Source organism: Enterobacter sp. MG-EB028 (genome assembly GCF_056673305.1).
This window is the reverse complement of sequence record NZ_CP195079.1, coordinates 4,267,834-4,294,046: the sequence shown is the minus strand read 5'-3', so window position 1 is coordinate 4,294,046 and position 26,213 is coordinate 4,267,834. Positions and strand designations below refer to the sequence as shown.

Genomic DNA, 26,213 nt, shown 5'->3' with positions numbered 1-26,213 from the left:
AGCTCCTGTGAGCCGGTGGAGAGCTGATTCTGTTTGGTGTTGCGGAGTCCGCGCCAGCCTGTTAACCGCATAAAAAAGCCGGATGGTATTTCCATCCGGCTCGTTTCTTACACTTCCAGGAAGTTCATAATCCCTTCAGCGGCTTTGCGGCCTTCGGCAATCGCCGTGACCACCAGGTCAGAACCGCGAACGATATCGCCACCGGCGAAGATTTTCGGGTTGCTGGTCTGGAACGCATTATCACTACCTTCTGGCGCGATTACGCGCCCCTGCGAATCCAGCTCCACGCTGTGCTTCGCCAGCCACTCCATGCTGTGCGGACGGAAACCAAACGCCATCACCACGGCATCGGCCGGGATCACATGCTCAGAGCCTGCCACGATCTCCGCGCGACGACGGCCTTTCGCATCCGGCGCGCCCATCTCCGTGCGAGCCATCTTCACGCCGCTCACTTTTCCGTTGGCATTCACCTCAATACCCAGAGGCTGGATGTTGAACTGGAACTCCACGCCCTCTTCACGCGCGTTTTTCACTTCGCGTTTCGAGCCCGGCATGTTCTCTTCGTCACGACGGTAGGCGCAGATGACGTGCGCCGCATTCTGACGAATGGAGGTACGCACGCAGTCCATCGCGGTATCACCGCCGCCCAGCACCACCACGCGTTTGCCTTCCATGCTGATGAATGGTTCATCAGCCGTTTCACCGTAGCCCATGATCTGCCTGGTGTTGGCAATCAGGAACGGCAGCGCGTCGTATACGCCCGGCGCGTCTTCGTTCTCCAGACCGCCGCGCATGGACTGATAGGTGCCCACACCCAGGAACACGGCGTCGTAATCCTTCAGCAGTTCGTCGAGCTGCACGTCGCGGCCTACTTCTGTGTTCAGTTTGAACTCAATGCCCATGCCGGTGAAGATTTCACGGCGGCGGGTCATGACCTCTTTTTCCAGCTTAAAGGCCGGGATACCGAAGGTCAGCAGACCGCCAATTTCCGGATGACGGTCAAAGACCACCGCCTTCACGCCGTTGCGGGTCAGAACGTCCGCACAGGCCAGGCCCGCCGGGCCCGCGCCGATGATGGCCACGCGCTTGTCGGTTTGACGCACGCCGGTCATATCCGGACGCCAGCCCATTTCGAACGCTTTATCGTTGATATAGCGCTCGATGTTGCCGATGGTCACCGCGCCAAACTCATCGTTCAGCGTACAGGAGCCTTCACACAGACGGTCCTGAGGACACACGCGCCCGCACACTTCCGGCAGGGTGTTGGTCTGGTGAGACAGCTCGGCGGCTTCAAAAATACGCCCTTCGTTGGCCAGCTTCAGCCAGTTCGGGATGTAGTTGTGTACCGGACATTTCCATTCGCAGTAAGGGTTACCGCAGGACAGGCAGCGGTCTGCCTGCGCTTTGGCCTGGCCTTCTGAAAACGGCTCATAGATTTCAACAAACTCAATTTTGCGGATCTTCAGCGGTTTCTTTGGCGGATCAACACGCTGCAGGTCGATAAACTGGTATACGTTCTGGCTCATCTGAATTCCTTACTGCGCCTGCACGCGCAGCTCTGCTGCGCTACGACTACGGTGACCCAACAGGGCTTTAACATCGCTGGACTTCGGCTTAACCAGCGCGAATTTCGCAGAGAACGCCGGCCAGTTCGCCAGGATCTCTTCGCCGCGCGAAGAACCGGTATGCTGCACGTGTTCGGTAATCAAGCCGCGCAGGTGTTCTTCATGGATAGCCAGCGTATCAACATCCAGCACTTCCACCAGCTCCGGGTTCACGCGCTTGCGGAACTCACCGTCTTCATCCAGTACGTAGGCAAAACCGCCCGTCATGCCAGCGCCGAAGTTCACGCCGGTTTTACCCAGAACGCAAACAATCCCGCCCGTCATGTATTCACAACCGTTATCGCCAATGCCTTCCACCACGGTGATGGCACCGGAGTTACGTACCGCAAAACGCTCGCCCGCACGACCTGCTGCGAACAGACGGCCGCCGGTCGCGCCGTACAGGCAGGTGTTACCGATGATGCTCGCTTCGTGGCTGCGGAAGGCTGAGCCGACCGGAGGACGCACCGCCAGCAGACCGCCTGCCATGCCTTTACCGACGTAGTCGTTGGCATCGCCGGTAAGGATAAGCTCAACGCCGCCTGCGTTCCAGACCCCGAAGCTCTGACCCGCGGTACCGCTGAAGTGCGCGGTAATTGGGTCGGCAGCCAGCCCCTGGTCACCGTGCGTCTGCGCGATATAACCGGAGAGGGATGCGCCCACGGAGCGGTCGGTGTTGCGGATATCAAACCAGAACGTTTTGCTCTGCTTGTCGTCCACGTACGGCTTCGCCTGCTGCAGCAGCTGCGCGTTCAGCACGCCGTTATCGAACGGCGGGTTGTTCTCGGTGCAGTAGACCGCTTTGCCTGGGTGCGGCTGCGCGGTTTCCAGCAGCTTGCTCAGCTCCAGCTTCTGCTGCTTCGCCGTGAAGCCTTCCAGCTCTTTAAGCAGGTCAGTGCGGCCAATCAGGTCCACCAGACGCTTCACGCCCAGCTGCGCCATCAGCTCGCGTGTTTCACGGGCGATGAAGTCAAAGTAGTTGGTCACTTTGAACGGCAGGCCGTGATAGTGGTTCTTACGCAGCTTCTCGTCCTGGGTTGCAACGCCCGTTGCACAGTTGTTCAGGTGGCAAATACGCAGGTATTTACAGCCGAGCGCAACCATCGGGCCGGTACCAAAGCCAAAGCTTTCCGCACCCAGAATCGCCGCCTTGATGATGTCGAGGCCGGTTTTTAGGCCTCCGTCCACCTGCAGGCGGATCTTGTGACGCAGGCCGTTCGCCACCAGCGCCTGCTGGGTTTCCACCAGGCCAAGCTCCCACGGGCAGCCCGCATATTTCACGGAAGAGAGCGGGCTTGCGCCGGTGCCGCCGTCGTAGCCGGCAATGGTAATGAGATCCGCATAGGCTTTCGCCACGCCGGTGGCGATGGTGCCGACGCCCGGTTCGGAAACCAGCTTCACGGAGATCATCGCCTTCGGGTTGACCTGCTTCAGGTCGAAAATCAGCTGCGCCAGGTCCTCGATAGAGTAGATATCGTGGTGCGGCGGCGGGGAGATCAGCGTCACGCCCGGCACGGAATAGCGCAGTTTGGCGATGTACGGGGTGACTTTATCACCCGGAAGCTGACCGCCTTCGCCCGGTTTAGCACCCTGAGCGACTTTAATCTGAATCACGTCGGCGTTGACAAGGTACGCAGGCGTTACGCCAAAGCGACCGGATGCCACCTGCTTGATACGAGACACTTTGTTGGTGCCGTAACGCGCCGGGTCTTCACCGCCTTCGCCGGAGTTGGAGTTGCCGCCGATGCTGTTCATGGCTTCCGCCAGCGCTTCGTGGGCTTCCGGGCTCAGCGCGCCGATGGACATCGCCGCGGTATCAAAGCGTTTAAACAGTTCGGATGCAGGTTCAACCTCGTCAATGCTGACCGCTTCATCGCCCGGATTGAGGGCAATAAGGTCGCGCAGCGTCGCCGCCGGACGATTGTTCACCAGCTCGGCGTACTGCTGATAATCGCTGTACTCGCCGCTCTGAACTGCCTGCTGCAGCGTGCGCACCACGTCAGGGTTATAGGCGTGGTACTCGCCGCCGTGAACGTATTTCAGCAGACCGCCCTGATCCAGCGGCTTACGTGCCAGCCAGGCGCGTTTGGACAGGTTCACCAGATCCTGCTGGAAGTCAGCAAAACCGGCGCCGCCGATGCGGCTGACCACGCCCTGGAAGCAGAGGTTGGCGACCTCATCATGCAGGCCGACCGCTTCAAACAGCTTCGAACAGCGGTAGGAGGCAATGGTCGAGATGCCCATTTTGGACATGATCTTGTACAGACCTTTGTTGATGCCGTTACGGTAGTTCAGCATCACCGTGCGGTAATCTTTGTCGATCGCGCGGGTATCCACCAGGCGGGCCAGCGTTTCGTAGGCCAGGTACGGGTAGATCGCCGTCGCGCCGAAGCCTAACAGCACGGCAAAGTGGTGCGGGTCGCGCGCGCTTGCGGTTTCAACAATGATGTTAGCGTCGCAGCGCAGGCTCTTATCCACCAGGCGCGTCTGGATAGCACCCACCGCCATTGGCGCAGGCACCGGCAGACGGTTTTTGGCGATATTGCGGTCAGACAGCACCAGCAGCACGGTGCCGTTACGCACCATCTGCTCGGCTTTGTCGCACAGCGCGTTCACCGTCTCTTCGAGGCTCGCTTCGGTCACGTCGAACGTAATGTCGAGCGTGTCGGCGCGGTAGTGCTCCTCGGTCATAGTGGTGAGCTGTTTGAAATCGGAGTACAGCAGGATCGGCGATTTAAAGGTCAGACGGTGCGCCTGGCCTTCGGCTTCGCAGAAGACGTTCATCTCACGACCGATGCTGGTCGCCAGCGACATTACGTGGGCTTCACGCAGCGGGTCGATCGGCGGGTTGGTGACCTGCGCGAACTGCTGACGGAAGTAATCGTAAATGATGCGTGGCTGGCTGGAGAGCACGGCAAACGGGGTATCGTCGCCCATGGAGCCGACCGCTTCCTGGCCGTTTTCACCCAGTACGCGAATAACAGAGTCCAGCTCTTCCGCGCTGTAGTTAAACTGTTTCTGGAAGCTGGCAAGCGTATCGTCGTCCAGCTCGCGGCTGCCCACCTCTTCGTCCGGCAGATCTTCAAATGGCACCAGACGACGCACGTTTTTCGCCATCCACTCTTTGTAGGGGTGGCGGCTCTTCAGATCGTTGTCGGTTTCGGCGGAGTGCAGAATGCGGCCGCCGCGGGTGTCGATCACCATAAGCTCGCCCGGGCCTACGCGGCCTTTCTCAACCACTTCGTCAGGCTGGTAATCCCAGATACCGACTTCAGAGGCGCAGGTGATGAGCTTGTCTTTGGTGATAACGTAGCGCGCCGGACGCAGACCGTTACGGTCCAGGTTACAGGCAGCGAAGCGGCCGTCGGACATGACGATGCCCGCCGGGCCGTCCCACGGCTCCATGTGCATGGAGTTAAAGTCGAAGAACGCGCGCAGCTCAGGATCCATGTCCGGGTTGTTCTGCCAGGCCGGTGGCACCAGCAGACGCATGGCGCGCACGATGTCCATCCCGCCCGCCAGCAGCAGTTCCAGCATGTTATCCATGGAGCTGGAGTCCGAGCCGGTTTCGTTCACGAACGGTGCGGCATCGTGCAGGTCAGGGATCAGTGGGGTCTGGAACTTATAGGTACGGGCGCGTGCCCACTGGCGGTTACCGGTGATGGTGTTGATCTCGCCGTTATGCGCCAGATAGCGGAACGGCTGCGCCAGCGGCCAGCGTGGCACGGTGTTGGTGGAGAAGCGCTGGTGGAACAGGCAAATGGCCGATTCCAGACGCAGGTCCGCCAGGTCCAGGTAGAAACGCGGCAGGTCAGCCGGCATACACAGACCTTTATAGATGTTGACCAGGTTCGAGAGGCTACACACGTAGAACTCTTTATCGTCCTGGAGACGTTTTTCGATGCGGCGGCGGGCAATAAACAGACGGCGTTCCATATCGCGCGGACGCCAGCCCGCAGGTGCGTTAACGAAAATCTGCTCAATGCGAGGCAGCGAGGAGAGGGCGATTTCACCGAGCACCCCTTCGTTGGTTGGCACATCGCGCCAGCCGACAATCGACAGGGTTTCACGCTGAAGTTCTTCTTCGACGATGCGGCGTGAAGCGGCAGCCTTTTCAGGATCCTGGTTCAGGAACAGCATACCGACAGCGTAGTTTTTGGCTAAACGCCAGCCGCGCTCTTCCGCCACGATGCGGAAGAAACGATCCGGTTTTTGCAGCAGCAGGCCGCAACCGTCGCCGGTTTTACCATCGGCAAGAATAGCGCCACGGTGCTGCATTCGGGCCAGTGCGTGAATAGCAGTACGCACTACCTTGTGGCTAGGTTCGCCTTCTATGTGGGCGATCAGGCCGAAACCACAGTTATCCTTCTCAAGGGATTTATCGTACAACATATCAGTGAACCTCCCCAGGCTCGTCGGGCTTCCCACTGAACTTTACCGTGGCGCACAGGCGCAGAAAGAGCATGGCGACGGGGTTTGCGTTTCATACGCGGACCTCGCATTCGCCCTCTTTTTCATCCTTTCGCGCAGGTAAACAAGTTTGAGGACTTGCTTCAGAGGGAATCTCAATTACTGCATAAATATGATGAGCAGGCCGCTCATCCAGAAAGCTTCCAGCGGATTTCCAACTTATCGGGAATTGGTACACAGGTCAAATGGCAATCTTATTTATACAAATATGTGCTAAGGGGTAGCCATCTGTTTGTTTTTAAAGGGTATTTAACTATTTTTATAACCATCTAAAGGTCTGGGGAGCCGTGAAGGAGTGTGATCTGACTCACTATATGAAAGCGGTATTATTGATGCAGCGTGCTGAAATGCTGATTTATAGCAGAACAATAATCTGGTGACGTATTCAAACCCGCATAAAATCACTGTTTTTCAGTGTTGCCGCTATAAATGAAAAAAACAGTCAGAACATAAGGAAAAGTAATCACAGATAGCGTGAATGAAATTGCAGTAATCCTGAGTATTTATTCATACAGATAAAGGCCGTCCAGGGCGATTGATCCAGGTCATCGCCGACAGAGGCTAAAAATGGCAGGCTTGTCCCCTTTCTTCGGGACGGTCTATCAGATTATGCAGTTACAGAAATTAGTCAATATGTTTGGTGGGGATCTTTTGCAGCGATACGGCCAAAAGGTTCATAAGCTGACGCTGCACGGCGGCTTTAGCTGTCCGAATCGCGACGGCACCATCGGGCGCGGCGGCTGTACCTTCTGTAACGTTGCGTCCTTTGCTGACGAGGCCCAGCAGCATCACTCTATCGCGGAACAACTCGCGCACCAGGCCAGCCTGGTCAACCGTGCAAAGCAGTATCTGGCCTATTTCCAGGCCTACACCAGCACGTGGGCGGAGGTGCAGGTGCTGCGTTCCATGTATCAGCAGGCGGTCATGCAGGCCAATATTGTCGGGCTATGCGTTGGCACGCGCCCGGACTGCGTGCCGGACGCGGTGCTGGATCTGCTCAGCGAGTACAAAGAGCAGGGCTACGAGATCTGGCTGGAGCTGGGCCTGCAGACTGCACATGACAAAACCCTGCACCGCATTAATCGTGGACATGATTTCGCCTGCTACCAGCGCACCGCGCGGCTGGCCCGCGAGCGCGGGTTAAAAGTCTGCTCGCATCTGATTGTCGGCTTGCCTGGTGAAGGTCGACAGCACGGCCTGGAGACGCTGGAAAAGGTGGTTGAAACCGGCGTGGACGGCATCAAACTGCATCCCCTGCATATCGTTACGGGAAGCATTATGGCGAAAGCCTGGAAGGCCGGGCGGTTAAGCGGTATTGAGCTTGAGGAATATACGGTGACGGCGGGGGAGATGATTCGTCACACACCGTCGGAGATTGTTTACCACCGTATCTCCGCCAGCGCCCGCCGTCCAACGCTTCTGGCACCGCTCTGGTGCGAGAACCGCTGGACGGGGATGGTGGAAATCGACCGCTATCTTCAGGAAAACGGCGTACAGGGTTCGGCGCTGGGCCGCCCGTGGGTTCCCCGTCTACCGACGACGTCCGCCTAACAGACTTCCCAGCATGCCGCGCACTATCTGATTGGTAACCTGCCGCGCGGCGCTTTTCGCCATAGTCTGTACCACGCCGTCGCGCTTGCCGCCGCGCGGTCCGGTTGTGCCAAACAAAATGTCTTTTAGCCCGCCGAGAATACCGTCATCCACGGCGACAGACTGCCCTTTAGCGGCAGGCGCATCCTGCGATTCGGTTGTCGCCTGCACCCCTTTTTGCAGCATCTCGAACGCGGACTCGCGATCCACCTCGTCTTCGTACTTCCCGTAAACCGGGGAGTGGTTAATCAGGCCGTTACGTTCATCGTCAGTAACAGGCCCCATGCGCGAGCAGGGCGCGATCACCATCGCGCGCTCCACGATGGAGGGGCTGCCCTTCGCATCAAGGAACGAGATCAGCGCTTCACCGGTGCCCAGCGCCTGAATCGTCGCTTCGGTATCAAAGGCCGGATTAGCGCGCATGGTTTGCGCCGCGGCTTTCACCGCTTTCTGATCCTTCGGCGTAAAGGCGCGCAGGGCGTGCTGCACGCGGTTACCGAGCTGGCCAAGCACGTTATCCGGGATATCCGACGGGTTTTGCGACACAAACCAGACGCCAACCCCTTTGGAGCGGATCAGGCGAATGACCTGTTCAATTTTATCCAGCAGCACCTGCGGCGCGTCGTTAAACAGCAGATGCGCTTCGTCGAAGAAGAAGACCAGTTTTGGTTTTTCCAGATCGCCCGCTTCCGGTAGCTGCTCGTACAGTTCGGAGAGCATCCACAGCAGGCTGGCGGCGTAAAGCTTCGGCATCTGGTAGAGCTTTTCAGAGCTCAGAATGTTGATGATGCCTTTGCCATTGCTGTCGGTACGCATCCAGTCTTTGATATCCAGCATCGGCTCGCCGAAGAAGTGCTCGGCACCCTGTTGCTCCAGGGTCAGAAGCCCACGCTGAATGGCCCCGACAGAGGCGCTGCTGATATTGCCGTACTGGTTCTGGAAGGATTTGGCGTTATCGCCGATATACTGGGTAATGGCTCGCAGATCCTTGAAGTCAAGCAGCAGCAGCCCCTGATCGTCGGCAATGCGGAAGATGATATTCAGCACCCCGGACTGCACGTCGTTGAGGTTGAGCAGGCGGGCCAGCAGCAGCGGGCCGAGATCGGAGACGGTGGCGCGCACCGGGTGGCCTTTCTCACCAAAGATATCCCAGACCACCACCGGGTTGCCGTGCGGTGTCCAGTTCGTGATGCCAATATTCTTCAGCCTCTCAAGCAGTTTTTCAGAAGCGGTACCCTCCTGAGCCACGCCGGTTAAATCGCCCTTCACGTCAGCCATAAAGACCGGCACGCCAATCTCTGAAAGCGACTCCGCCAGCTTCTGTAAGGTCACGGTTTTCCCCGTCCCGGTCGCACCGGTGATCAGGCCGTGGCGGTTCGCCATCGCAGGCAGTAGATACAGCTCTTTTTCCAGCGTCCGGGCAATTAACAATGGTGTACTCATGATGCGCTTCCTCTCTTAGTCCTGGGTGGAGTATAGGCAACCTGATAGCAATTTGGTTAAGTAAATTCCTGACTTTGCGGCGCATTATCCAGCGCGGACTATGCTTTTGCATACGGTTCACAAAATAGTGGGAAACTATGTCCAGATTCTTCTTTAACGATCGCAAACAGCTGGTCAACGATGCCATTGAAGGCATACTCCTTTCTGCGCCACACGCGAATCTCGTCAAGCTCGATATCGATCCGGCTATCCGCGTAGTGGCACGCGGCGACTGGGATAAAAGCCGCGTGGCGGTGATCTCCGGCGGTGGCTCCGGGCACGAACCTGCACACGCCGGATTTGTCGGTAAAGGCATGCTGACGGCGGCAGTCTGTGGCGATCTGTTCGCCTCCCCGAGCGTGGATGCGGTACTGAATGCCATTGTGGCGGTGACGGGCGATCGCGGCTGTCTGCTTATTGTCAAAAACTACACCGGCGATCGCCTGAACTTTGGTCTGGCGGCAGAAAAGGCCAAACGCTACGGCCTCAAGGTGGAGATGGTGATCGTGGCGGACGATATCGCGCTGCCCGATAACAAACAGCCGCGCGGCATTGCCGGTACGGCACTGGTGCATAAGATTGCGGGCTATGCGGCGGAGCACGGGAAATCGCTGAGCGAGGTGCGGGATATTGCGCAGCAGGCCTGCGACAACCTCTGGAGCCTGGGCGTTGCGATGCAAACCTGTAACCTGCCGGGCAGCGACGATGAAGAGGGGCGCATCAAGCAGGGCCATGTCGAACTGGGGCTGGGGATCCACGGGGAGCCGGGGGCCTCGGTAGTTGATACGCAAAACAGCAAAGCGATTATCGACACGCTGGTTAATCCGCTCAAAGCGCAGGCGGGCGAGGGGCGTTTCGCGGTGCTGATTAACAACCTCGGCGGCGTCTCGGCGCTGGAAATGGCGTTGCTGACCAAAGAGCTGGCTCACTCGGCGCTGAAAGAGAACATTGCTTATCTTATTGGCCCGGCACCGCTGGTGAGCGCCCTGGACATGAAGGGCTTTTCTCTGACGCTGCTGAAGCTCAACGACCTGTTCGAGAAAGCGCTGCATGAAGAGGTGGAAACGCTGGGCTGGCAAAAACCCGTGGCGTTTGCCCCCCTGCGTACCGTTCCGCAAAGCGCTATTCGCGATCGCGTGGAATATACCCCATCTGAAAACCCGCAGGTGAAGGAGTCTGTTTCACGGGTGACGAAGACGCTCATACAGCTGGAAAATCGCCTGAACGCGCTGGATGCCAAAGTGGGCGACGGCGATACCGGCTCCACCTTTGCGCAAGGGGCGCGGGATATTGCGCAGCGCCTGGAGGAGAACGCGCTTCCGCTTAATGATGTGCCTAAGCTTCTGCTGCTGGTGGGCGAGCGGCTGGCCACGGTGATGGGCGGATCGAGCGGGGTGCTGATGTCGATCTTCTTTACCGCAGCGGGGCAAAAGCTTCACGATGGTCAGTCGCTACCCGAGGCATTGCTCAGCGGGCTGGCGCAAATGAAGCAGTACGGTGGGGCAGATCTCGGCGATCGTACCCTGATCGACGCGCTGCAGCCGGCGCTGGAGGCATTGCAGAAAAAGGATCTTCAGTCAGCGGCGCAGGCGGCACAGAAGGGGGCAGAGGCAACGGCGAAAATGCAGAAAGCCGGTGCGGGGCGCTCATCGTATGTGAATAAAGAGAATCTGGACGGGGTAATGGACCCAGGGGCGGTCGCGGTGGCAGAGGTGTTTAAGGCCATGGTAGAAGCAAAACGGTAACCACCGTTACCGTTTTTAGTGTTTGCGCCCTCTCCCAGTGGGAGAGGGTTGGGGTGAGGGCATCAGGCCGCAGATTCCCCGGCAATGTCACATCAGAAATCCGCTTTCAACACCACGCGGTAGCGGGCTTTGCCATCACGCACGTGCTGGATCGCTTCGTTGATTTTCGACATGGGGTACAGTTCGGTGGTCGGGGCCACTTTGGTGCGTCCGGCAAACTTCATCAGCTTGCGCAGCTCGTACGGTGTACCGGTCGCGGAGCCTGACACGCTGCGATCCCCGCCGATCAGGGTAAAGGCCGGAACCGGCAGCGGCTTCATCACAGCACCTACGGTGTGGAAGTTACCGCCGTAGGCCAGTGCTTCAAAGTACGGCTGCCAGTCGAGATCGACGTTCACGGTGTTGATGATCAGGTCAAACTGACCTGCCAGCGCGTTCAGCGCTTCAGGATCGCGGCTGTTTACCACTTTATCCGCGCCCATCGCCAGCACCTCTTTCTCTTTTGCCGGGTTCGAGCTGAACGCCGTGACTTCACAGCCCATCGCATGCAGTAGCTTGATGGCGATATGGCCCAGACCGCCGATTCCAATCACGCCCACGCGGCTGGTGGCGGTGATATGGTGCATCAGCAGGGGCTTAAAGACGGTGATGCCGCCACACAGCAGCGGACCGGCGGATTCGATATCAATGCTGTCCGGCAGCGGGATGACCCATTGCCAGTCGGCGCGCAGCTTGTCGGCGAAGCCGCCTTTATTCAGGATGGTGGGTACCGCGCCCTCAAGGCAGTTGATCTGGTTGCCGCTGATACAGGCATCGCAGTGACCACAGCTGCGTGCTGTCCAGCCAATGCCTACGCGCTGGCCCACTTTCAGCCCTTTGTCCTGCGCGGCGCTACCGAGCGCCACGACGCGGCCAATGACTTCGTGCCCGGCAACCAGCGGATAGCTGGAAAAGCCCCATTCGTTGTCGATCATCGAGAGATCCGAGTGGCAGACCCCGCAGTAATCAACCTGTACTTCGACGTCTTCTGCTTTTAGTTCGCCCGCATCGTACTCGTACAGCTCAAGTTCTGCACCCGCCTGCGGTGCGGCGTAGCTTTTTATCTTCGACATCGTGTTTCCCCCGTTGTGGTGTGAACTGAGAGTGTAGAGCATTCAGTTTACAGCCGCTTAACAGAAGAGGGCAGGAACGAAAATTACAGACTTTTCAGCATCCTGACTTCGCAGTCAACATGGCCGGTACAGCCCAGCGGCGCATCGATATGCTCAAAGCCCAGATGTTCATACAGGCCGATGGCCTCTTTGAGGAAGGCGGTGGTTTCGAGGTAACAGCGTTTAAACCCATGAGCGCGGGCGTGTTCCAGGGCGACCAGCGCCAGCTTTTTCGCCAGGCCTTGCCCGCGTACGGAAGGCAGGAAATACATTTTCTGCAGCTCGCAGATATCCGGCTCGCTGCAACTCAGTGGCGCAACGCCGCCGCCGCCCACAACCTGGCCGTCCTGCTCAATCACCCAGTAGGCGTGGCCCGGCTGGCTGTACAGCTTAAACAGTTCATCAAGATTCGGGTCCGCAACGGTATAACCTTTATCCGCTGTCAGCCCATACTCTGCAGAAACGGTGCGGATAACGGCGGCGATAGCCGGATTGTCCTGCTCAGTGATCCGACGCATCGTCGCCGCGACGGGGGTAATCACGCTCATAGCATTACTCATTACAAAAATTGACACACAGTTGCTGTTAATAGCACCGCAGAAAAGGGAGTGCAAGCGAGGAGTTTTCAGGAAGGGTACCCCTTACGCCCTGAAGCGTAAGGGGTAAAGCATTACAGGGCTGCAATAACCGCCTGCTGCTCGATCAGCTTGGTCTTCGCATCGGCGAAGGCAACCAGACGCTCACGCTCTTTGGCGATGACCGCTTCCGGTGCACGGGCGACAAAGCCTTCGTTCGCCAGCTTGCTTTCTATTTTGCCAATTTCCACGTCGACTTTCGCCACTTCTTTCGCCAGACGCGCCAGCTCGGCGTCTTTGTCGATCAGACCTGCCATCGGGATCAGCAGCTCGGCGCCGTCGATGATTTTGGTCACGGAAACCGGACCTTTGTCATCCGCAGGCAGCACGGTGATGCTTTCCAGACGCGCCATGGTTTTCAGGAAGGTGTTGTTCTCGGTGACGCGACGAACGGCAGCCTCGCTGCAGCCGCGCAGCAGCAGCTCAAGCGGTTTGCCCGGGGCAATGTTCATTTCAGCACGGATGTTACGTACCGCAACGATCGCCTGTTTCAGCCACTCGGTATCCGCAGACGCCGCTTCATCAACCTTAGCCGCATCGAATGCCGGGAACGGCTGCAGCATGATGGTATCGGCGTTGATGCCCGCAATGACCTTCACGCGCTGCCAGATGGTTTCGGTGATGAATGGAATGACCGGATGCGCCAGGCGCAGCAGACCTTCCAGAACGGTAATCAGCGTGTTGCGCGTGCCGCGTAGCTCCGCTTCAGTGCCGCCGTTCATTACCGGCTTCGCCAGCTCCAGATACCAGTCGCAGAACTGGTTCCAGGTGAATTCGTACAGGATGCCCGCCGCGATATCGAAGCGGTAGCTGTCCAGCGCCTCGCGGAATGCTTTCACCGTCTGGTTGAATTCCGCCAGGATCCAACGGTCCGCCAGAGACAGGGTCATTTCGCCGCCGTTGAAGCCGCAGTCCTGATCTTCGGTGTTCATCAGCACGAAGCGGCTGGCGTTCCACAGCTTGTTACAGAAGTTACGGTAACCTTCCAGACGCTTCATGTCCCAGTTGATGTCGCGGCCGGTCGAGGCCAGCGCCGCCAGGGTGAAGCGCAGGGCGTCTGTACCGTGAGCCTCAATTCCGTTCGGGAACTGCTTCTCGGTGCGCTTGCGGATTTTCTCCGCCAGCTGCGGCTGCATCATATTACCGGTGCGTTTTTCCAGCAGCTCTTCCAGAGAAATACCGTCAACCATATCCAGTGGGTCAATGACGTTACCCTTGGATTTGGACATCTTCTGGCCTTCGTCGTCGCGGATCAGACCGGTCATGTAGACGGTATGGAACGGAACCTGCGGCTTGCCGTCTTCGTCTTTGATGAAGTGCATGGTCATCATGATCATGCGGGCAATCCAGAAGAAGATAATGTCGAAGCCGGACACCATCACGCTGGTTGGGTGGAACTGACGCAGCGCGTCGGTGTTCTCAGGCCAGCCAAGGGTGGAGAAGGTCCACAGTGCGGAGGAGAACCAGGTGTCCAGCACGTCTTCGTCCTGACGCAGGGCAACGTCCGCGCTCAGGTTGTTTTCCTGACGCACTTCGTCTTCGCTACGGCCAACATAAACGTTGCCTTCGTTGTCGTACCATGCCGGGATACGGTGACCCCACCACAGCTGACGGGAGATACACCAGTCCTGAATGTCACGCATCCAGGAGAAGTACATGTTTTCGTACTGCTTCGGCACGAACTGAATGCTGCCATTCTCAACCGCTTCAACAGCCGGTTTCGCCAGCACGTCGGCACGCACGTACCACTGGTCGGTCAGCATTGGCTCGATAACCACGCCGCCACGGTCGCCGTACGGCACGGTCAGATCGTGAGGTTTGATCTCTTCCAGCAGGCCCAGTGCGTCGACGGCAGCCACAATCGCTTTACGCGCGGCAAAGCGCTCCAGCTTCTGGAACTCAGCCGGGATCTCGCTGGAGTAGACGTCGGATTCGTTGCCTTTGGTGTCATATACTTCTGCGCTTTCGCGGATATCGCCGTCAAAGGTCAGAATGTTGATCATCGGCAGGGCGTGACGACGACCGACTTCATAGTCGTTAAAGTCGTGCGCAGGGGTGATTTTTACGCAGCCGGTGCCTTTTTCCATGTCGGCGTGTTCGTCGCCCACAATTGGAATACGGCGGTTTACCAGCGGCAGCACCACGAATTTGCCGATCAGGTCTTTATAACGCGGATCTTCCGGGTTAACGGCCACGCCGGTATCACCCAGCAGGGTTTCCGGACGAGTGGTGGCAACCACCAGGTAATCTTTACCGTCGGCGGTTTTTGCGCCGTCGGCCAGCGGGTAGCGGATGTGCCACATGGAGCCTTTGGACTCGCGGTTTTCCACTTCCAGGTCAGAGATGGCGGTGCGCAGTTTCGGATCCCAGTTGACCAGGCGTTTGCCGCGGTAAATCAGGTCTTCTTTATACAGACGGACGAAAACTTCTTTCACGGCGTTGGACAGGCCTTCGTCCATGGTGAAGCGCTCGCGCTCCCAGTCCACGGAGTTGCCGAGACGGCGCATCTGACGGGTAATGGTGCCGCCTGATTCTGCCTTCCACTGCCAGATTTTGTCGATGAACGCATCGCGACCGTAGTCGTGACGGGTTTTACCTTCTTCAGCGGCAATTTTACGCTCAACCACCATCTGGGTCGCGATACCCGCGTGGTCAGTTCCTGCCTGCCACAGGGTGTTTTTGCCCTGCATGCGCTGGTAGCGGATCATGGTGTCCATGATGGTCTGCTGGAAAGCATGCCCCATATGCAAACTGCCGGTGACGTTCGGCGGCGGGATCATGATGCAGAAGGACTCTTTGCTTTCGTCGCCGTTAGGCTTGAAATAGCCCTGCTGTTCCCAGTGCTCGTAAAGCGGCTGTTCGATATCGCGTGGGTTATATGTCTTTTCCATTATTTCCAGGTTGCCGTATTCAGGTTAAAACCAGCCAGGCGGTACGCTTTATAGCGTTCGCGCGCCAGTTGTTTCAAGGATTCTTCGTAAGGGACAAAGTCTACCACTTCTGTGAAAGCAGTGGCAAAATCTGCAAAGTCTGTCCGCAGGCTAATGAGAATATCGCGCGCGCTGCTGTTGCGCTTTTGCGGCCAGGCTATTTCGACCGGGGCCCCGCCTCGCGGACCTTCGCCCGACAGGTTGTGCGGCACAAAGCTCTCCGGCGGGCGCGCCCACAGCGCTTCATCCAGGCGAATCGCCTGCTGTTCATCTTCACAGGCAATCAGAACGCGTTTACCTGCGCGCCAACGTTCTGCGGCAATTTCACACACCAGCTGTTCAACGGCGCTGAGGCCATCCTGATGGGTGTCGTTGTCCAGAAGGTAGAACGTTGCATTCTTCATATGGGGCTTCTTGTGCTCACTTTAAATGCTTAAGCCGGGTGGCGGCTTCGCCTTACCCGGCCTACGGTTTACTGCCGTTTTGGCTTACTCGTCGCCGTTAAAACCCGCACGGTTCAGCAGGAACTGCGACAGCAGCGCCACCGGACGACCGGTTGCGCCTTTGGCTTTACCGGAGCGCCATGCGGTGCCGGCGATGTCCAGGTGCGCCCAGTTGTACTTGCGGGTGAAGCGCGCCAGGAAGCAGCCCGCGGTGATAGCCCCGCCAGGACGACCGCCAATGTTCGCCATATCCGCAAAGTTAGACTCCAGCTGTTCCTGATACTCGTCACCCAGCGGCAGGCGCCATGCGCGGTCGCCAGCTTGCTCAGACGCGCCGATAAGCTCGTGCGCCAGCGGGTTGTGGTTCGACATCAGGCCGGTGATGTGGTGGCCCAGGGCAATCACGCAGGCACCGGTCAGGGTTGCCACGTCAATCACCGCTTCAGGCTCGAAGCGCTCAACGTAGGTCAGTACGTCGCACAGCACCAGACGGCCTTCGGCGTCGGTGTTCAGCACCTCAACGGTCTGCCCGGACATGGTGGTCAGGACGTCACCCGGACGGTACGCGCGACCGCCTGGCATGTTTTCGCAGCCTGCCAGCACGCCAGTGACGTTAATCGGCAGCTGAAGTTCCGCGACCATGCGCATCACGCCGTAAACTGCCGCCGCGCCGCACATGTCGTACTTCATCTCGTCCATGCCTTCGGCAGGCTTGATGGAGATACCGCCGGAGTCGAAGGTCAGGCCTTTACCAACCAGAACGATAGGGCGCGCATCTTCGGACGGGTTACCTTTGTATTCGATGACCGACATCAGGGATTCGTTCTGCGAGCCGTTACCCACCGCCAGATACGAGTGCATGCCCAGCTCTTTCATCTGCTGTTCGCCGATAACGCGGGTGATGACGTTTTTGCTGTAGGAATCAGCCAGCTGGCGCGCCTGAGAGGCGAGGTAGGCGGCGTTACAGATGTTTGGCGGCATGTTGCCGAGATCTTTTGCCGCTTTAATGCCGGCGGCAATCGCAAGGCCATGCTGGATGGCGCGCTCTCCGCTGGTCAGTTCGCGACGGGTTGGCACGTTAAAGACCATTTTGCGTAGCGGACGACGCGGCTCGCTTTTGTTGGTCTTAAGCTGATCGAAGCTGTACAGGCTCTCTTTTGCGGTTTCGACTGCCTGACGTACTTTCCAGTAGGTGTTACGGCCTTTGACGTGCAGCTCGGTCAGGAAGCAGACGGCTTCCATTGAACCGGTATCATTCAGCGTATTAATGGTTTTCTGAATGACCTGTTTATACTGGCGCTCATCCAGCTCGCGCTCTTTGCCGCAGCCAATCAGCAGAATACGCTCTGACAGGACGTTCGGAACATGGTGCAGTAACAGCGTCTGCCCAGGTTTGCCTTCCAGTTCGCCACGGCGCAGCAGGGCGCTGATATAGCCGTCACTGATTTTATCGAGTTGCTCGGCGATCGGGGAGAGTCGGCGCGGTTCAAAGACGCCCACAACGATGCAGGCACTCCGCTGTTTCTCCGGGCTACCGCTTTTTACACTGAACTCCATGCACTACGCTCCTGAATCTTAAAGACAACGGCGGCTGCTACAGATAGAATTGAAACCTTTCGTAACTCATGTCCGCTGTTGTGGTGACTTCGTGTTAATCTTACGTTACTACGGTTTCGACACGTCAGAAAAAGTCCTGAAGCGTGAATCCGCTGGATGTTTTAATCTTAGCGATGATTTCGACGACTCAAGAGAATAAATGACGTTTAAGCCATGAAACAAGCGAAATTCCTGCAAAGAGACGGGTTTTTACGGGCGTATTTAAAGTGATAATCATAAGATATCTGGTGCGGGAGACGCTCAAAAGCCAACTGGCGATCCTCTTCATCCTGCTGCTGATTTTTTTCTGTCAGAAGCTGGTTAAGATCCTCGGTGCGGCCGTTGACGGCGAAATTCCAACGAATCTGGTGCTTTCCCTGCTTGGTCTGGGGATCCCGGAAATGGCGCAGCTTATTCTGCCGCTGAGCCTATTCCTCGGCCTGCTCATGACGCTCGGTAAGCTGTATACCGAGAGTGAAATCACGGTGATGCATGCCTGCGGCCTGAGTAAAGCCGTACTGGTGAAAGCGGCGATGATACTGGCGCTGTTCACGGGCATTGTTGCGGCGGTGAATGTAATGTGGGCGGGTCCTATGTCTTCCCGTCATCAGGACGAAGTGCTGGCCGAGGCGAAAGCAAACCCCGGCATGGCGGCGCTCGCGCAGGGTCAGTTCCAGCAGGCAACTGACGGAAACTCCGTGCTGTTTATCGAGAGCGTTGACGGCAGTAAATTCAACGATGTATTCCTGGCGCAGCTGCGTCCCAAAGGTAACGCGCGTCCGTCAGTGGTGGTTGCCGACTCGGGCCAGCTCGCTCAGCGCAAAGACGGTTCTCAGATAGTCACGCTGAACAAAGGCACCCGTTTCGAAGGCACCGCGATGCTGCGCGACTTCCGTATTACGGATTTCCAGAACTATCAGGCTATTATCGGCCATCAGGCGGTAGCGCTCGATCCAACGGATACCGAGCAAATGGATATGCGTACGCTGTGGAACACCGATACCGACAGAGCGCGTGCTGAATTCCACTGGCGTATTACGCTCGTATTCACCGTGTTTATGATGGCATTGATTGTCGTTCCGCTAAGCGTGGTGAACCCGCGCCAGGGCCGCGTGCTCTCTATGCTGCCAGCGATGCTGCTTTACCTGATCTATTTCCTGCTGCAAACCTCGATTCGCTCTAACGGCGCGAAGGGTAAGCTGGATCCGATGGTCTGGACGTGGTTTGTTAACAGCCTGTACATCTTACTGGCGCTGGGATTAAACCTGTGGGATACGGTGCCTGTGCGCCGCATACGTGCCCGATTCTCGCGTAAAGGAGCCATCTAATGCAGGCGTTTGGCGTTCTTGATCGCTATATCGGTAAAACCATTTTTACCACCATCATGATGACGTTGTTCATGCTGGTGTCGCTTTCCGGCATTATCAAATTTGTCGATCAGCTGAAAAAAGCCGGGCAGGGCAGCTATGACGCGATGGGGGCGGGGATGTACACCCTGCTCAGCGTGCCAAAAGATGTGCAGATCTTCTTCCCGATGGCGGCCCTGCTGGGCGCGCTGCTGGGGCTGGGAATGCTGGCGCAGCGCAGTGAGCTGGTGGTAATGCAGGCCTCGGGCTTTACCCGCATGCAGGTTGCGCTGTCGGTAATGAAAACCGCAATCCCGCTGGTGCTGTTGACTATGGCGATTGGCGAGTGGGTGGCACCGCAGGGTGAGCAGATGGCGCGTAACTATCGTGCTCAGGCAATGTACGGCGGTTCACTGCTCTCGACTCAGCAAGGTTTATGGGCGAAAGACGGTAAAAACTTCGTCTACATCGAACGGGTAAAGGGTAATGATGAACTGGGCGGGGTGAGCATCTATGCTTTCAATGACCAGCGCCGTCTGGAGTCTGTCCGACACGCCTCTTCGGCCAAGTTTGACGCTGAACATAAACAGTGGCGTTTGTCGCAGGTTGATGAATCTGACCTGACCGATCCAAAGCAGATCACCGGTTCGCAGACGGTGTCCGGCACCTGGAAGACCAACCTCACGCCGGATAAGCTCGGGGTTGTGGCGCTGGATCCTGACGCGCTCTCTATCAGCGGCTTGCACAACTATGTGAAGTACCTGAAGTCGAGCGGGCAGGATGCCGGGCGCTATCAGCTCAACATGTGGAGCAAAATCTTCCAGCCGATGTCCGTGGCGGTGATGATGCTGATGGCGCTGTCGTTTATCTTTGGCCCGCTGCGTAGCGTGCCGATGGGCGTGCGCGTCGTGACCGGTATCAGCTTCGGCTTTGTGTTCTACGTTCTTGATCAGATCTTCGGTCCGCTGACGCTGGTTTATGGCATCCCACCGATTATTGGTGCGCTGCTGCCGAGCGCCAGTTTCCTCCTGATCAGCCTCTGGCTGCTGCTGAAACGCTCCTGATTGACCTCTCCTCGCCTCCGCTGAACCGGAGGCGAGGCTAATCTCCTGTTTCATCCCGCACTTTTTCTCACAACCCTCAACGTCCCGCCTCGAATTTGAGTATTATTGAGCGATAAAGTCGTGAAGGGATCCTCTATGAAGCAAATTCGAATGCTTGCCCAGTACTACGTCGACCTGATGATGAAGCTTGGGCTGGTGCGTTTCTCCATGCTGCTGGCGCTGGCGCTGGTCGTTCTGGCCATTGTCGTGCAAATGGCCGTCACCATGGTTCTGCATGGCCAGGTCGAGAGTATCGACGTCATCCGCTCTATCTTCTTTGGCTTGCTCATTACCCCCTGGGCGGTCTATTTCCTTTCCGTGGTGGTCGAACAGCTGGAGGAGTCCCGTCAGCGCTTATCAAAACTGGTCGATAAGCTTGAGGAGATGCGCGAGCGTGACCTGAAGCTCAACGTTCAGCTTAAAGACAACATCGCGCAGCTGAATCAGGAAATTTCAGATCGTGAGAAGGCGGAGGCCGAGCGTCAGGCCACGCTGGAACAGCTGAAAATTGAAATGAAAGAGCGCGAGGTGACGCAGATCCAGCTTGAGCAGCAATCCTCCTTCCTGCGTTCGTTCCTGGACGCGTCGCCGGATCTGGTGTTCTACCGTAACGAAGATAAAGAGTTTTCCGGCTGTAACCGGGCGATGGAGCTCCTGACCGGGAAAAGCGAGAAGCAGCTGATTCACCTGAAGCCGCAGGACGTTTACTCCGAAGAGGCGGCCGCCAAGGTCATGGAGACGGACGAAAAAGTGTTCCGCCATAACGTCTCGCTGACCTACGAACAGTGGCTGGATTACCCGGACGGGCGCAAAGCCTGTTTTGAGATCCGCAAGGTACCGTACTATGACCGCGTCGGAAAGCGCCACGGCCTGATGGGCTTCGGCCGTGATATCACCGAGCGTAAGCGCTATCAGGACGCGCTGGAGCGCGCCAGCCGAGACAAGACCACCTTTATCTCCACCATCAGCCACGAGCTGCGTACGCCGCTCAACGGCATTGTGGGGCTGAGCCGCATTCTGCTCGACACCGACCTGACCGCAGAGCAGGAAAAATACCTCAAGACTATCCATGTCTCGGCGGTCACGCTGGGTAATATCTTCAACGATATTATTGATATGGATAAAATGGAGCGCCGTAAGGTTCAGCTTGATAACCAGCCGGTTGATTTCACCAGCTTCCTTGCTGATCTGGAAAACTTGTCTGGTCTGCAGGCGCAGCAGAAGGGGCTGAATTTTGTCATGGAGCCCACCCTGCCGCTGCCGCATAAGGTCGTTACCGACGGCACGCGGCTGCGTCAGATCCTGTGGAACCTCATCAGCAACGCGGTGAAATTTACCCAGAAGGGGCAGGTGGCGGTGCGTATCCGCTATGACGAAGGCGACATGCTGCACTTCGAGGTGGAGGACTCCGGGATTGGTATTCCGCAGGAGGAGCAGGACAAAATTTTCGCGATGTACTACCAGGTGAAGGACAGCAACGGCGGGAAACCGGCCACCGGCACCGGGATTGGCCTGGCGGTGTCTAAACGGCTGGCGAAGAGCATGGGCGGTGACATCACCGTTGCCAGCCAGGCAGGCAAAGGGTCAACCTTCACGCTGACGGTGCATGCGCCGGCGGTGGCGGAAGAGGTAGAGGATACCTTTGAAAACGACGATATGCCGCTACCTGCGCTGCATGTCCTGCTGGTGGAGGATATTGAGCTTAACGTGATTGTAGCGCGCTCGGTGCTGGAAAAACTTGGCAACAGCGTGGATGTCGCGATGACCGGTAAGGCCGCGCTGGAGATGTTTACACCGGGCGAATATGACCTCGTTCTGCTGGATATCCAGTTGCCGGATATGACCGGGCTGGATATCTCGCGTGAGCTGACGCGTCAGTACGCGGCTGACGAACTGCCGCCGCTGGTGGCGCTGACGGCGAACGTACTGAAAGATAAAAAAGAGTATCTCGACGCCGGTATGGACGATGTACTCAGCAAGCCTCTGGCGGTGCCTGCTCTGACCGCCATGATCAAGAAGTTCTGGGATACCCACGATGAAGAGGAGAACACCATGACGCCTGTTGATAGCGCTAAAGCCCAAACGATACTCGATACCGCGATGCTGGAGCAGTACATCGATCTGGTGGGCCCGAAACTGATTACCGACGGTCTGGCGGTGTTTGAAAAAATGATGCCGGGCTATCTGAGCGTGCTGGAGTCAAACCTGACGGCGCGTGACCAGAAGGGCATTGTCGAAGAAGGGCATAAAATCAAAGGCGCGGCCGGCTCGGTCGGATTACGCCACCTGCAGCAGCTGGGCCAACAGATTCAGTCGCCTGATTTACCTGCATGGGAAGATAACGTGGGTGATTGGGTTGAAGAGATGAAACAAGAGTGGCAGAACGACGTTGCGGTGCTTAAAGCCTGGGTGGACGCCAGAAAAAAATGACCCCGGCTAGACCGGGGTGCGCGAATACTGCGCCAACACCAGGGAAATCGTGGCTGCGCCTGTTTTTTAAAGTAATTTTCGAATCGGCGCCGCCGGAAAAATTTAGGCCGCACGCAGATAAGATAGCAAATCTTAAATGGTTTGTTACATGAATCAGTGAAATGTGTGAAGCATAGCGTTTTAATCAAAATTATTAATGCGCTTCAGCGAGTTGCAAAGAAGGAGCGTCAAGATGAAAAAAATTGGTGTCGTCCTCAGCGGATGCGGTGTTTTTGATGGTTCAGAAATACATGAAGCCGTAATCACGCTGCTGGCCCTTGCTAAACAGGGAGCAGAGGTTATTTGTTTCGCGCCAGATAAAAATCAGGCGGATGTGATTAACCATCTGACCGGTGAGCCGATGGCTGAAACGCGCAACGTGCTGATTGAAGCCGCGCGTATTGCCCGAGGAGAGATTCATCCGCTGGCGCAGGCAGAGGCCGCTGAGCTGGATGCACTCATTGTTCCGGGCGGCTTCGGCGCCGCGAAAAACCTCAGCACCTTTGCCGCCGAAGGCGCCGCGTGCAGGGTGGACCCTGATTTAAAAGCGCTGACGCTGGCGATGCATGCGGCGGGCAAGCCGCTGGGCTTTATCTGTATCGCACCGGCCATGCTGCCAAACATTTTCGATTTCCCGCTACGGCTGACGATCGGAACAGATATTGATACCGCAGAGATCGTCGAGGAAATGGGAGGCGAACACGTTCCGTGCCCGGTCGATGACATTGTGGTGGATGAAGACAACAAGGTCGTCACCACGCCCGCGTATATGCTGGCGCAGAATATTGCGGAAGCCGCCGTGGGCATTGAAAAGCTGGTAGCCCGGGTGCTGGTGCTGACAGAATGAGGCGTCAGTTTTCCGCAGGCGCATGGGTGAAACGCCTTCTTCTACGCACCTTTCTCGTGCTGGCGGTGTTCTGGGGAGGCGGGCTGGTCGTGTTCAGCATTTTGCCGGTACCGTTTTCAGCGGTCATGGTTGAGCGCCAGCTTAGCGCGTGGTTCTCCGGTGATTTCGGCTATGTTGCCCATTCTGACTGGGTGAGCTTGGAGGACATCTCTCCGTTCATGGGGCTGGCGGTTATCGCGGCGGAAGATCAGAAATTCCCGGAGCACTGGGGGTTCGATGTGGCCGCGATTGAAAAGGCGCTGGCCCACAATGAACGTCATGAAAACCGCGTGCGCGGTGCATCAACGCTGTCGCAGCAGACGGCAAAAAACCTGTTCCTGTGGGATGGCCGAAGCTGGGTGCGAAAAGGGCTGGAAGCGGGGCTCACCCTGGGAATGGAAACGGTCTGGAGCAAAAAGCGCATTCTAACCGTTTATCTAAATATCGCCGAGTTTGGCGAGGGGGTATTTGGTGTCGAAGCTGCATCACAACGCTATTTTAATAAACCAGCCAGCAGGCTGAGCATGTCGGAGGCGGCGCTGCTCGCGGCTGTTCTGCCTAATCCTATCCGCTTTAAGGCCAGCGCCCCGTCAGGGTACGTGCGAAGCCGTCAGGCGTGGATCATGCGCCAGATGAATCAGCTGGGCGGAGAGGGGTTTATGCAGCGTAATAATCTTATGTAGGGCGGGTAAGCGCAGCGCCACCCGCCGAGGGGGGAACGTTAGTCTTCGTCGAACCCGGCGTTAAACAGCGCAATTACCGCCGCCAGGGCTTCCTCTTCCTGAGGACCGGTGGCTTCTACCTCAATCTGACGCCCTTTGGCGGAGTCCAGCATCAGCAGCGCAATCACGCTGTTGGCTTCCGCTTCGGTGCCTTCGTCATTACGCAGCAGCACTTCTGCATCGAAACCCTGCATCAGCTCAAACAGCTTCATCGCCGGGCGCGCATGCATGCCCAGCTTATTGGTGATCTCAACGGTTTGTTTTACGGTCATGTTTTACGTTTTTCCAGCGTGCGATGACGGGACTGAACGTTCTTACCGCGCGAGCGGAAATAGTCGGCCAGCTGTTCGGCGATGTAGACCGAACGATGTTTACCGCCGGTACAGCCAATCGCCACCGTCAGGTAGCTACGATTGTTTGTCTCCAGCATAGGTAACCATAGCTCAAGGTAGCTTCGCGTCTGGTAGATAAAATTGTGAACTTCTGTGTGCCGGTCGAGGAACGCCGCGACGGGTTTATCCAGGCCGGTCATTGGACGCAGTTTGGGATCCCAGTGCGGGTTCGGCAGGAAGCGCACGTCGAAAACATAGTCCGCATCAATCGGAATACCGTGCTTAAAGCCGAAGGATTCGAACACCATCGTCAGTTCGCGCTCGCGTTTGCCCAGCAGGCGGGTACGCAGCATTTCCGCCAGCTCGTGGACGGACATCTCTGAGGTGTCGACTATCAGATCGGCTCGGGAGCGCAGCGGCTCCAGCAGATCGCTCTCTTCATCGATTGCGCTCTCCAGCGAGAGATTCTTGCTGGATAGCGGGTGCAAACGACGGGTATCACTGTAGCGGCGGATCAGGGTATTGCGGTCGGCATCAAGGAACAGCAGCTGAGGCGAGAACGCGTCAGGCAGGTTACTCATTGCCTGTTCGAAGATCTCCGGGGATTCGGGCATGTTACGCACGTCGATACTGACGGCGGCGGAGGTTTGTCTCTCCGCTAGCGTGCGTGCCAGATCGGGCAATAACACGACCGGCAGGTTATCGACGCAGTAAAAACCCATGTCTTCCAGCGCACGCAGGGCGACGGATTTTCCCGACCCTGAACGACCGCTGACAATCATCAGCACCATGTTCCGTTTCTCCTCAGGACAACAGATGTGAAGGCCATCACCTGGTTATGCGTCATCCTGATTGCCTTCTGCTTCAGTGATAATTTGATAAAGCTCTTCATCACTTTGGGCCGAGCGCAGTCGACGGCAGATGGTTTTATCCGCCAGACGTTTAGCAACCAGCGAAAGCGTATGCAGATGGGTCTTGGTCTGGTCGGCAGGCACCAGCAGCGCGAAGAGGAGATCGACGGGCTGGTTATCAATGGCGTCAAAAGCGATTGGCGTTTCCAGCTGCACAAACACACCGACGGCACGCAGGGTGTCCTCTTCCAGCTTGCCGTGCGGGATCGCGATACCGTTGCCGATACCGGTACTGCCCATCTTTTCACGGGTCAGAATCGCTTCGAACACCACCTGCGGCGGCAGGCCCAGCTGTTTTGCAGCCAATTCACTGATGATCTCCAGCGCACGTTTTTTGCTCTGGCAGTGAACGGCACTGCGGGTACATTCCTGGTTAAGGACATTGCTCAGTTGAAGAGCGGAATCGTTGTTTATCATAATTTCACCTAAGCGCTAACTGTACAAATGGCCTGTTGTGTTTCACAACAGGCCGTCCTGCACCCGTTAACTGCCCGGACAATTAGTGTTGTTTCAGTTTATCTTTATGTTTATTGAGCTGTCGCGCAAGCTTGTCAATCAAGCCGTCGATAGCCGCGTACATGTCCTGCCCTTCCGCACTGGCATGGAGCTCACCCCCGTTTACATGCAGGGTCGCATCCGAGATATGAGTCACTTTCTCCACTTTTAACACAACGTAGACCTGGTTGATCCTTTCGAAATACTGTTCAAGTTTCGCGAACTTAGCGTTCACGAAGTCACGTAAGGCCTCAGTAATCTCGACGTTGTGTCCTGTGATATTGAGCTGCATAGTGTCTTCCT

At 57.2% G+C, this 26,213-nt stretch carries 19 protein-coding genes; 7 read left to right on the top strand and 12 right to left on the bottom strand.

What is annotated here, in order from left to right:
• Positions 1-107 precede the first annotated feature (107 nt).
• Positions 108-1,526: a glutamate synthase small subunit gene (locus ACR42C_RS20340; RefSeq protein ID WP_479984506.1), complete on the bottom strand. Its 1,419-nt coding sequence runs from the start codon at positions 1,524-1,526 to the stop codon at positions 108-110.
• Positions 1,527-1,535: 9 nt separating this feature from the next.
• Positions 1,536-5,996 (bottom strand): glutamate synthase large subunit, encoded by a 4,461-nt coding sequence (gene gltB, locus ACR42C_RS20335; RefSeq protein WP_163329761.1) that lies wholly within the window; start codon positions 5,994-5,996, stop codon positions 1,536-1,538.
• Between the two features lie 687 nt (positions 5,997-6,683).
• On the opposite strand from gltB, the gene mnmL reads away from it, so the two are divergent.
• Positions 6,684-7,625 carry a tRNA modification radical SAM protein MnmL/YtqA gene (mnmL, locus tag ACR42C_RS20330; RefSeq protein ID WP_479985211.1) on the top strand — a complete coding sequence of 314 codons (942 nt, stop codon included), beginning with the start codon at positions 6,684-6,686 and terminating at the stop codon, positions 7,623-7,625.
• Here the strand turns inward: mnmL and ACR42C_RS20325 are convergent.
• The gene (locus ACR42C_RS20325) at positions 7,605-9,107 is read right to left on the bottom strand and encodes a helicase HerA-like C-terminal domain-containing protein (RefSeq protein WP_479984505.1); all 1,503 of its coding nucleotides are present in this window, start codon (positions 9,105-9,107) and stop codon (positions 7,605-7,607) included. The two genes, mnmL and ACR42C_RS20325, sit on opposite strands and share 21 nt — an antisense overlap.
• A gap of 137 nt (positions 9,108-9,244) precedes the next feature.
• Here ACR42C_RS20325 and ACR42C_RS20320 point away from each other — a divergent pair, with 137 nt between their 5' ends.
• On the top strand, positions 9,245-10,891 hold the full coding sequence (locus ACR42C_RS20320) for a glycerone kinase (RefSeq protein ID WP_479984504.1): 1,647 nt from the start codon (positions 9,245-9,247) through the stop codon (positions 10,889-10,891).
• A gap of 92 nt (positions 10,892-10,983) precedes the next feature.
• On the opposite strand, the gene ahr is transcribed toward ACR42C_RS20320, so the two are convergent.
• The 5 genes from ahr to pepA form a co-directional block, all read right to left on the bottom strand.
• Entirely contained in the window at positions 10,984-12,003 is a 1,020-nt protein-coding gene (ahr, locus tag ACR42C_RS20315) for an NADPH-dependent aldehyde reductase Ahr (protein ID WP_166712445.1), read from the bottom strand.
• Positions 12,004-12,086: 83 nt separating this feature from the next.
• On the bottom strand, positions 12,087-12,590 hold the full coding sequence (locus ACR42C_RS20310; protein WP_116343523.1) for a GNAT family N-acetyltransferase: 504 nt from the start codon (positions 12,588-12,590) through the stop codon (positions 12,087-12,089).
• Positions 12,591-12,712: 122 nt separating this feature from the next.
• Positions 12,713-15,568: a valine--tRNA ligase gene (locus ACR42C_RS20305; RefSeq protein ID WP_163329758.1), complete on the bottom strand. Its 2,856-nt coding sequence runs from the start codon at positions 15,566-15,568 to the stop codon at positions 12,713-12,715.
• On the bottom strand, positions 15,568-16,011 hold the full coding sequence (gene holC / locus ACR42C_RS20300) for a DNA polymerase III subunit chi (RefSeq protein ID WP_003861884.1): 444 nt from the start codon (positions 16,009-16,011) through the stop codon (positions 15,568-15,570). Before holC ends, ACR42C_RS20305 begins: the two co-directional genes overlap by 1 nt.
• An 84-nt stretch (positions 16,012-16,095) precedes the next feature.
• On the bottom strand, positions 16,096-17,607 hold the full coding sequence (gene pepA, locus ACR42C_RS20295) for a leucyl aminopeptidase (RefSeq protein ID WP_116343520.1): 1,512 nt from the start codon (positions 17,605-17,607) through the stop codon (positions 16,096-16,098).
• Between the two features lie 266 nt (positions 17,608-17,873).
• Here pepA and lptF point away from each other — a divergent pair, with 266 nt between their 5' ends.
• The 5 genes from lptF to mtgA all read left to right on the top strand — a co-directional run bounded on the left by lptF (position 17,874) and on the right by mtgA (position 24,133).
• Positions 17,874-18,974, top strand: coding sequence for an LPS export ABC transporter permease LptF (lptF, locus tag ACR42C_RS20290; protein ID WP_024906345.1), 1,101 nt, complete (start codon positions 17,874-17,876; stop codon positions 18,972-18,974).
• A complete protein-coding gene (lptG, locus tag ACR42C_RS20285; RefSeq protein ID WP_116343519.1) occupies positions 18,974-20,056 on the top strand; it encodes an LPS export ABC transporter permease LptG in 1,083 nt (360 codons plus the stop codon). Before lptF ends, lptG begins: the two co-directional genes overlap by 1 nt.
• A 135-nt stretch (positions 20,057-20,191) precedes the next feature.
• Positions 20,192-22,525, top strand: a complete 2,334-nt coding sequence (gene arcB / locus ACR42C_RS20280) for an aerobic respiration two-component sensor histidine kinase ArcB (RefSeq protein WP_479984503.1) — start codon at positions 20,192-20,194, stop codon at positions 22,523-22,525.
• 232 nt (positions 22,526-22,757) lie between these two features.
• Complete coding sequence (elbB, locus tag ACR42C_RS20275) at positions 22,758-23,411, top strand: isoprenoid biosynthesis glyoxalase ElbB (protein ID WP_479984502.1); 654 nt, start codon at positions 22,758-22,760, stop codon at positions 23,409-23,411.
• Complete coding sequence (gene mtgA / locus ACR42C_RS20270; RefSeq protein ID WP_163329755.1) at positions 23,408-24,133, top strand: monofunctional biosynthetic peptidoglycan transglycosylase; 726 nt, start codon at positions 23,408-23,410, stop codon at positions 24,131-24,133. Before elbB ends, mtgA begins: the two co-directional genes overlap by 4 nt.
• A 38-nt stretch (positions 24,134-24,171) precedes the next feature.
• Here mtgA and npr read toward each other — a convergent pair whose 3' ends face one another.
• The 4 genes from npr to hpf form a co-directional block, all read right to left on the bottom strand.
• The gene (gene npr / locus ACR42C_RS20265) at positions 24,172-24,444 is read right to left on the bottom strand and encodes a PTS phosphocarrier protein NPr (RefSeq protein WP_003861872.1); all 273 of its coding nucleotides are present in this window, start codon (positions 24,442-24,444) and stop codon (positions 24,172-24,174) included.
• Positions 24,441-25,295, bottom strand: coding sequence for an RNase adapter RapZ (rapZ, locus tag ACR42C_RS20260; RefSeq protein WP_014885397.1), 855 nt, complete (start codon positions 25,293-25,295; stop codon positions 24,441-24,443). The genes npr and rapZ overlap by 4 nt, the downstream gene beginning before the upstream one ends.
• A 45-nt stretch (positions 25,296-25,340) precedes the next feature.
• Positions 25,341-25,832, bottom strand: coding sequence for a PTS IIA-like nitrogen regulatory protein PtsN (gene ptsN / locus ACR42C_RS20255; protein ID WP_116343515.1), 492 nt, complete (start codon positions 25,830-25,832; stop codon positions 25,341-25,343).
• A gap of 82 nt (positions 25,833-25,914) precedes the next feature.
• Positions 25,915-26,202 (bottom strand): ribosome hibernation promoting factor, encoded by a 288-nt coding sequence (gene hpf / locus ACR42C_RS20250; protein ID WP_014171818.1) that lies wholly within the window; start codon positions 26,200-26,202, stop codon positions 25,915-25,917.
• Between the last annotated feature and the right edge of the window lie 11 nt (positions 26,203-26,213).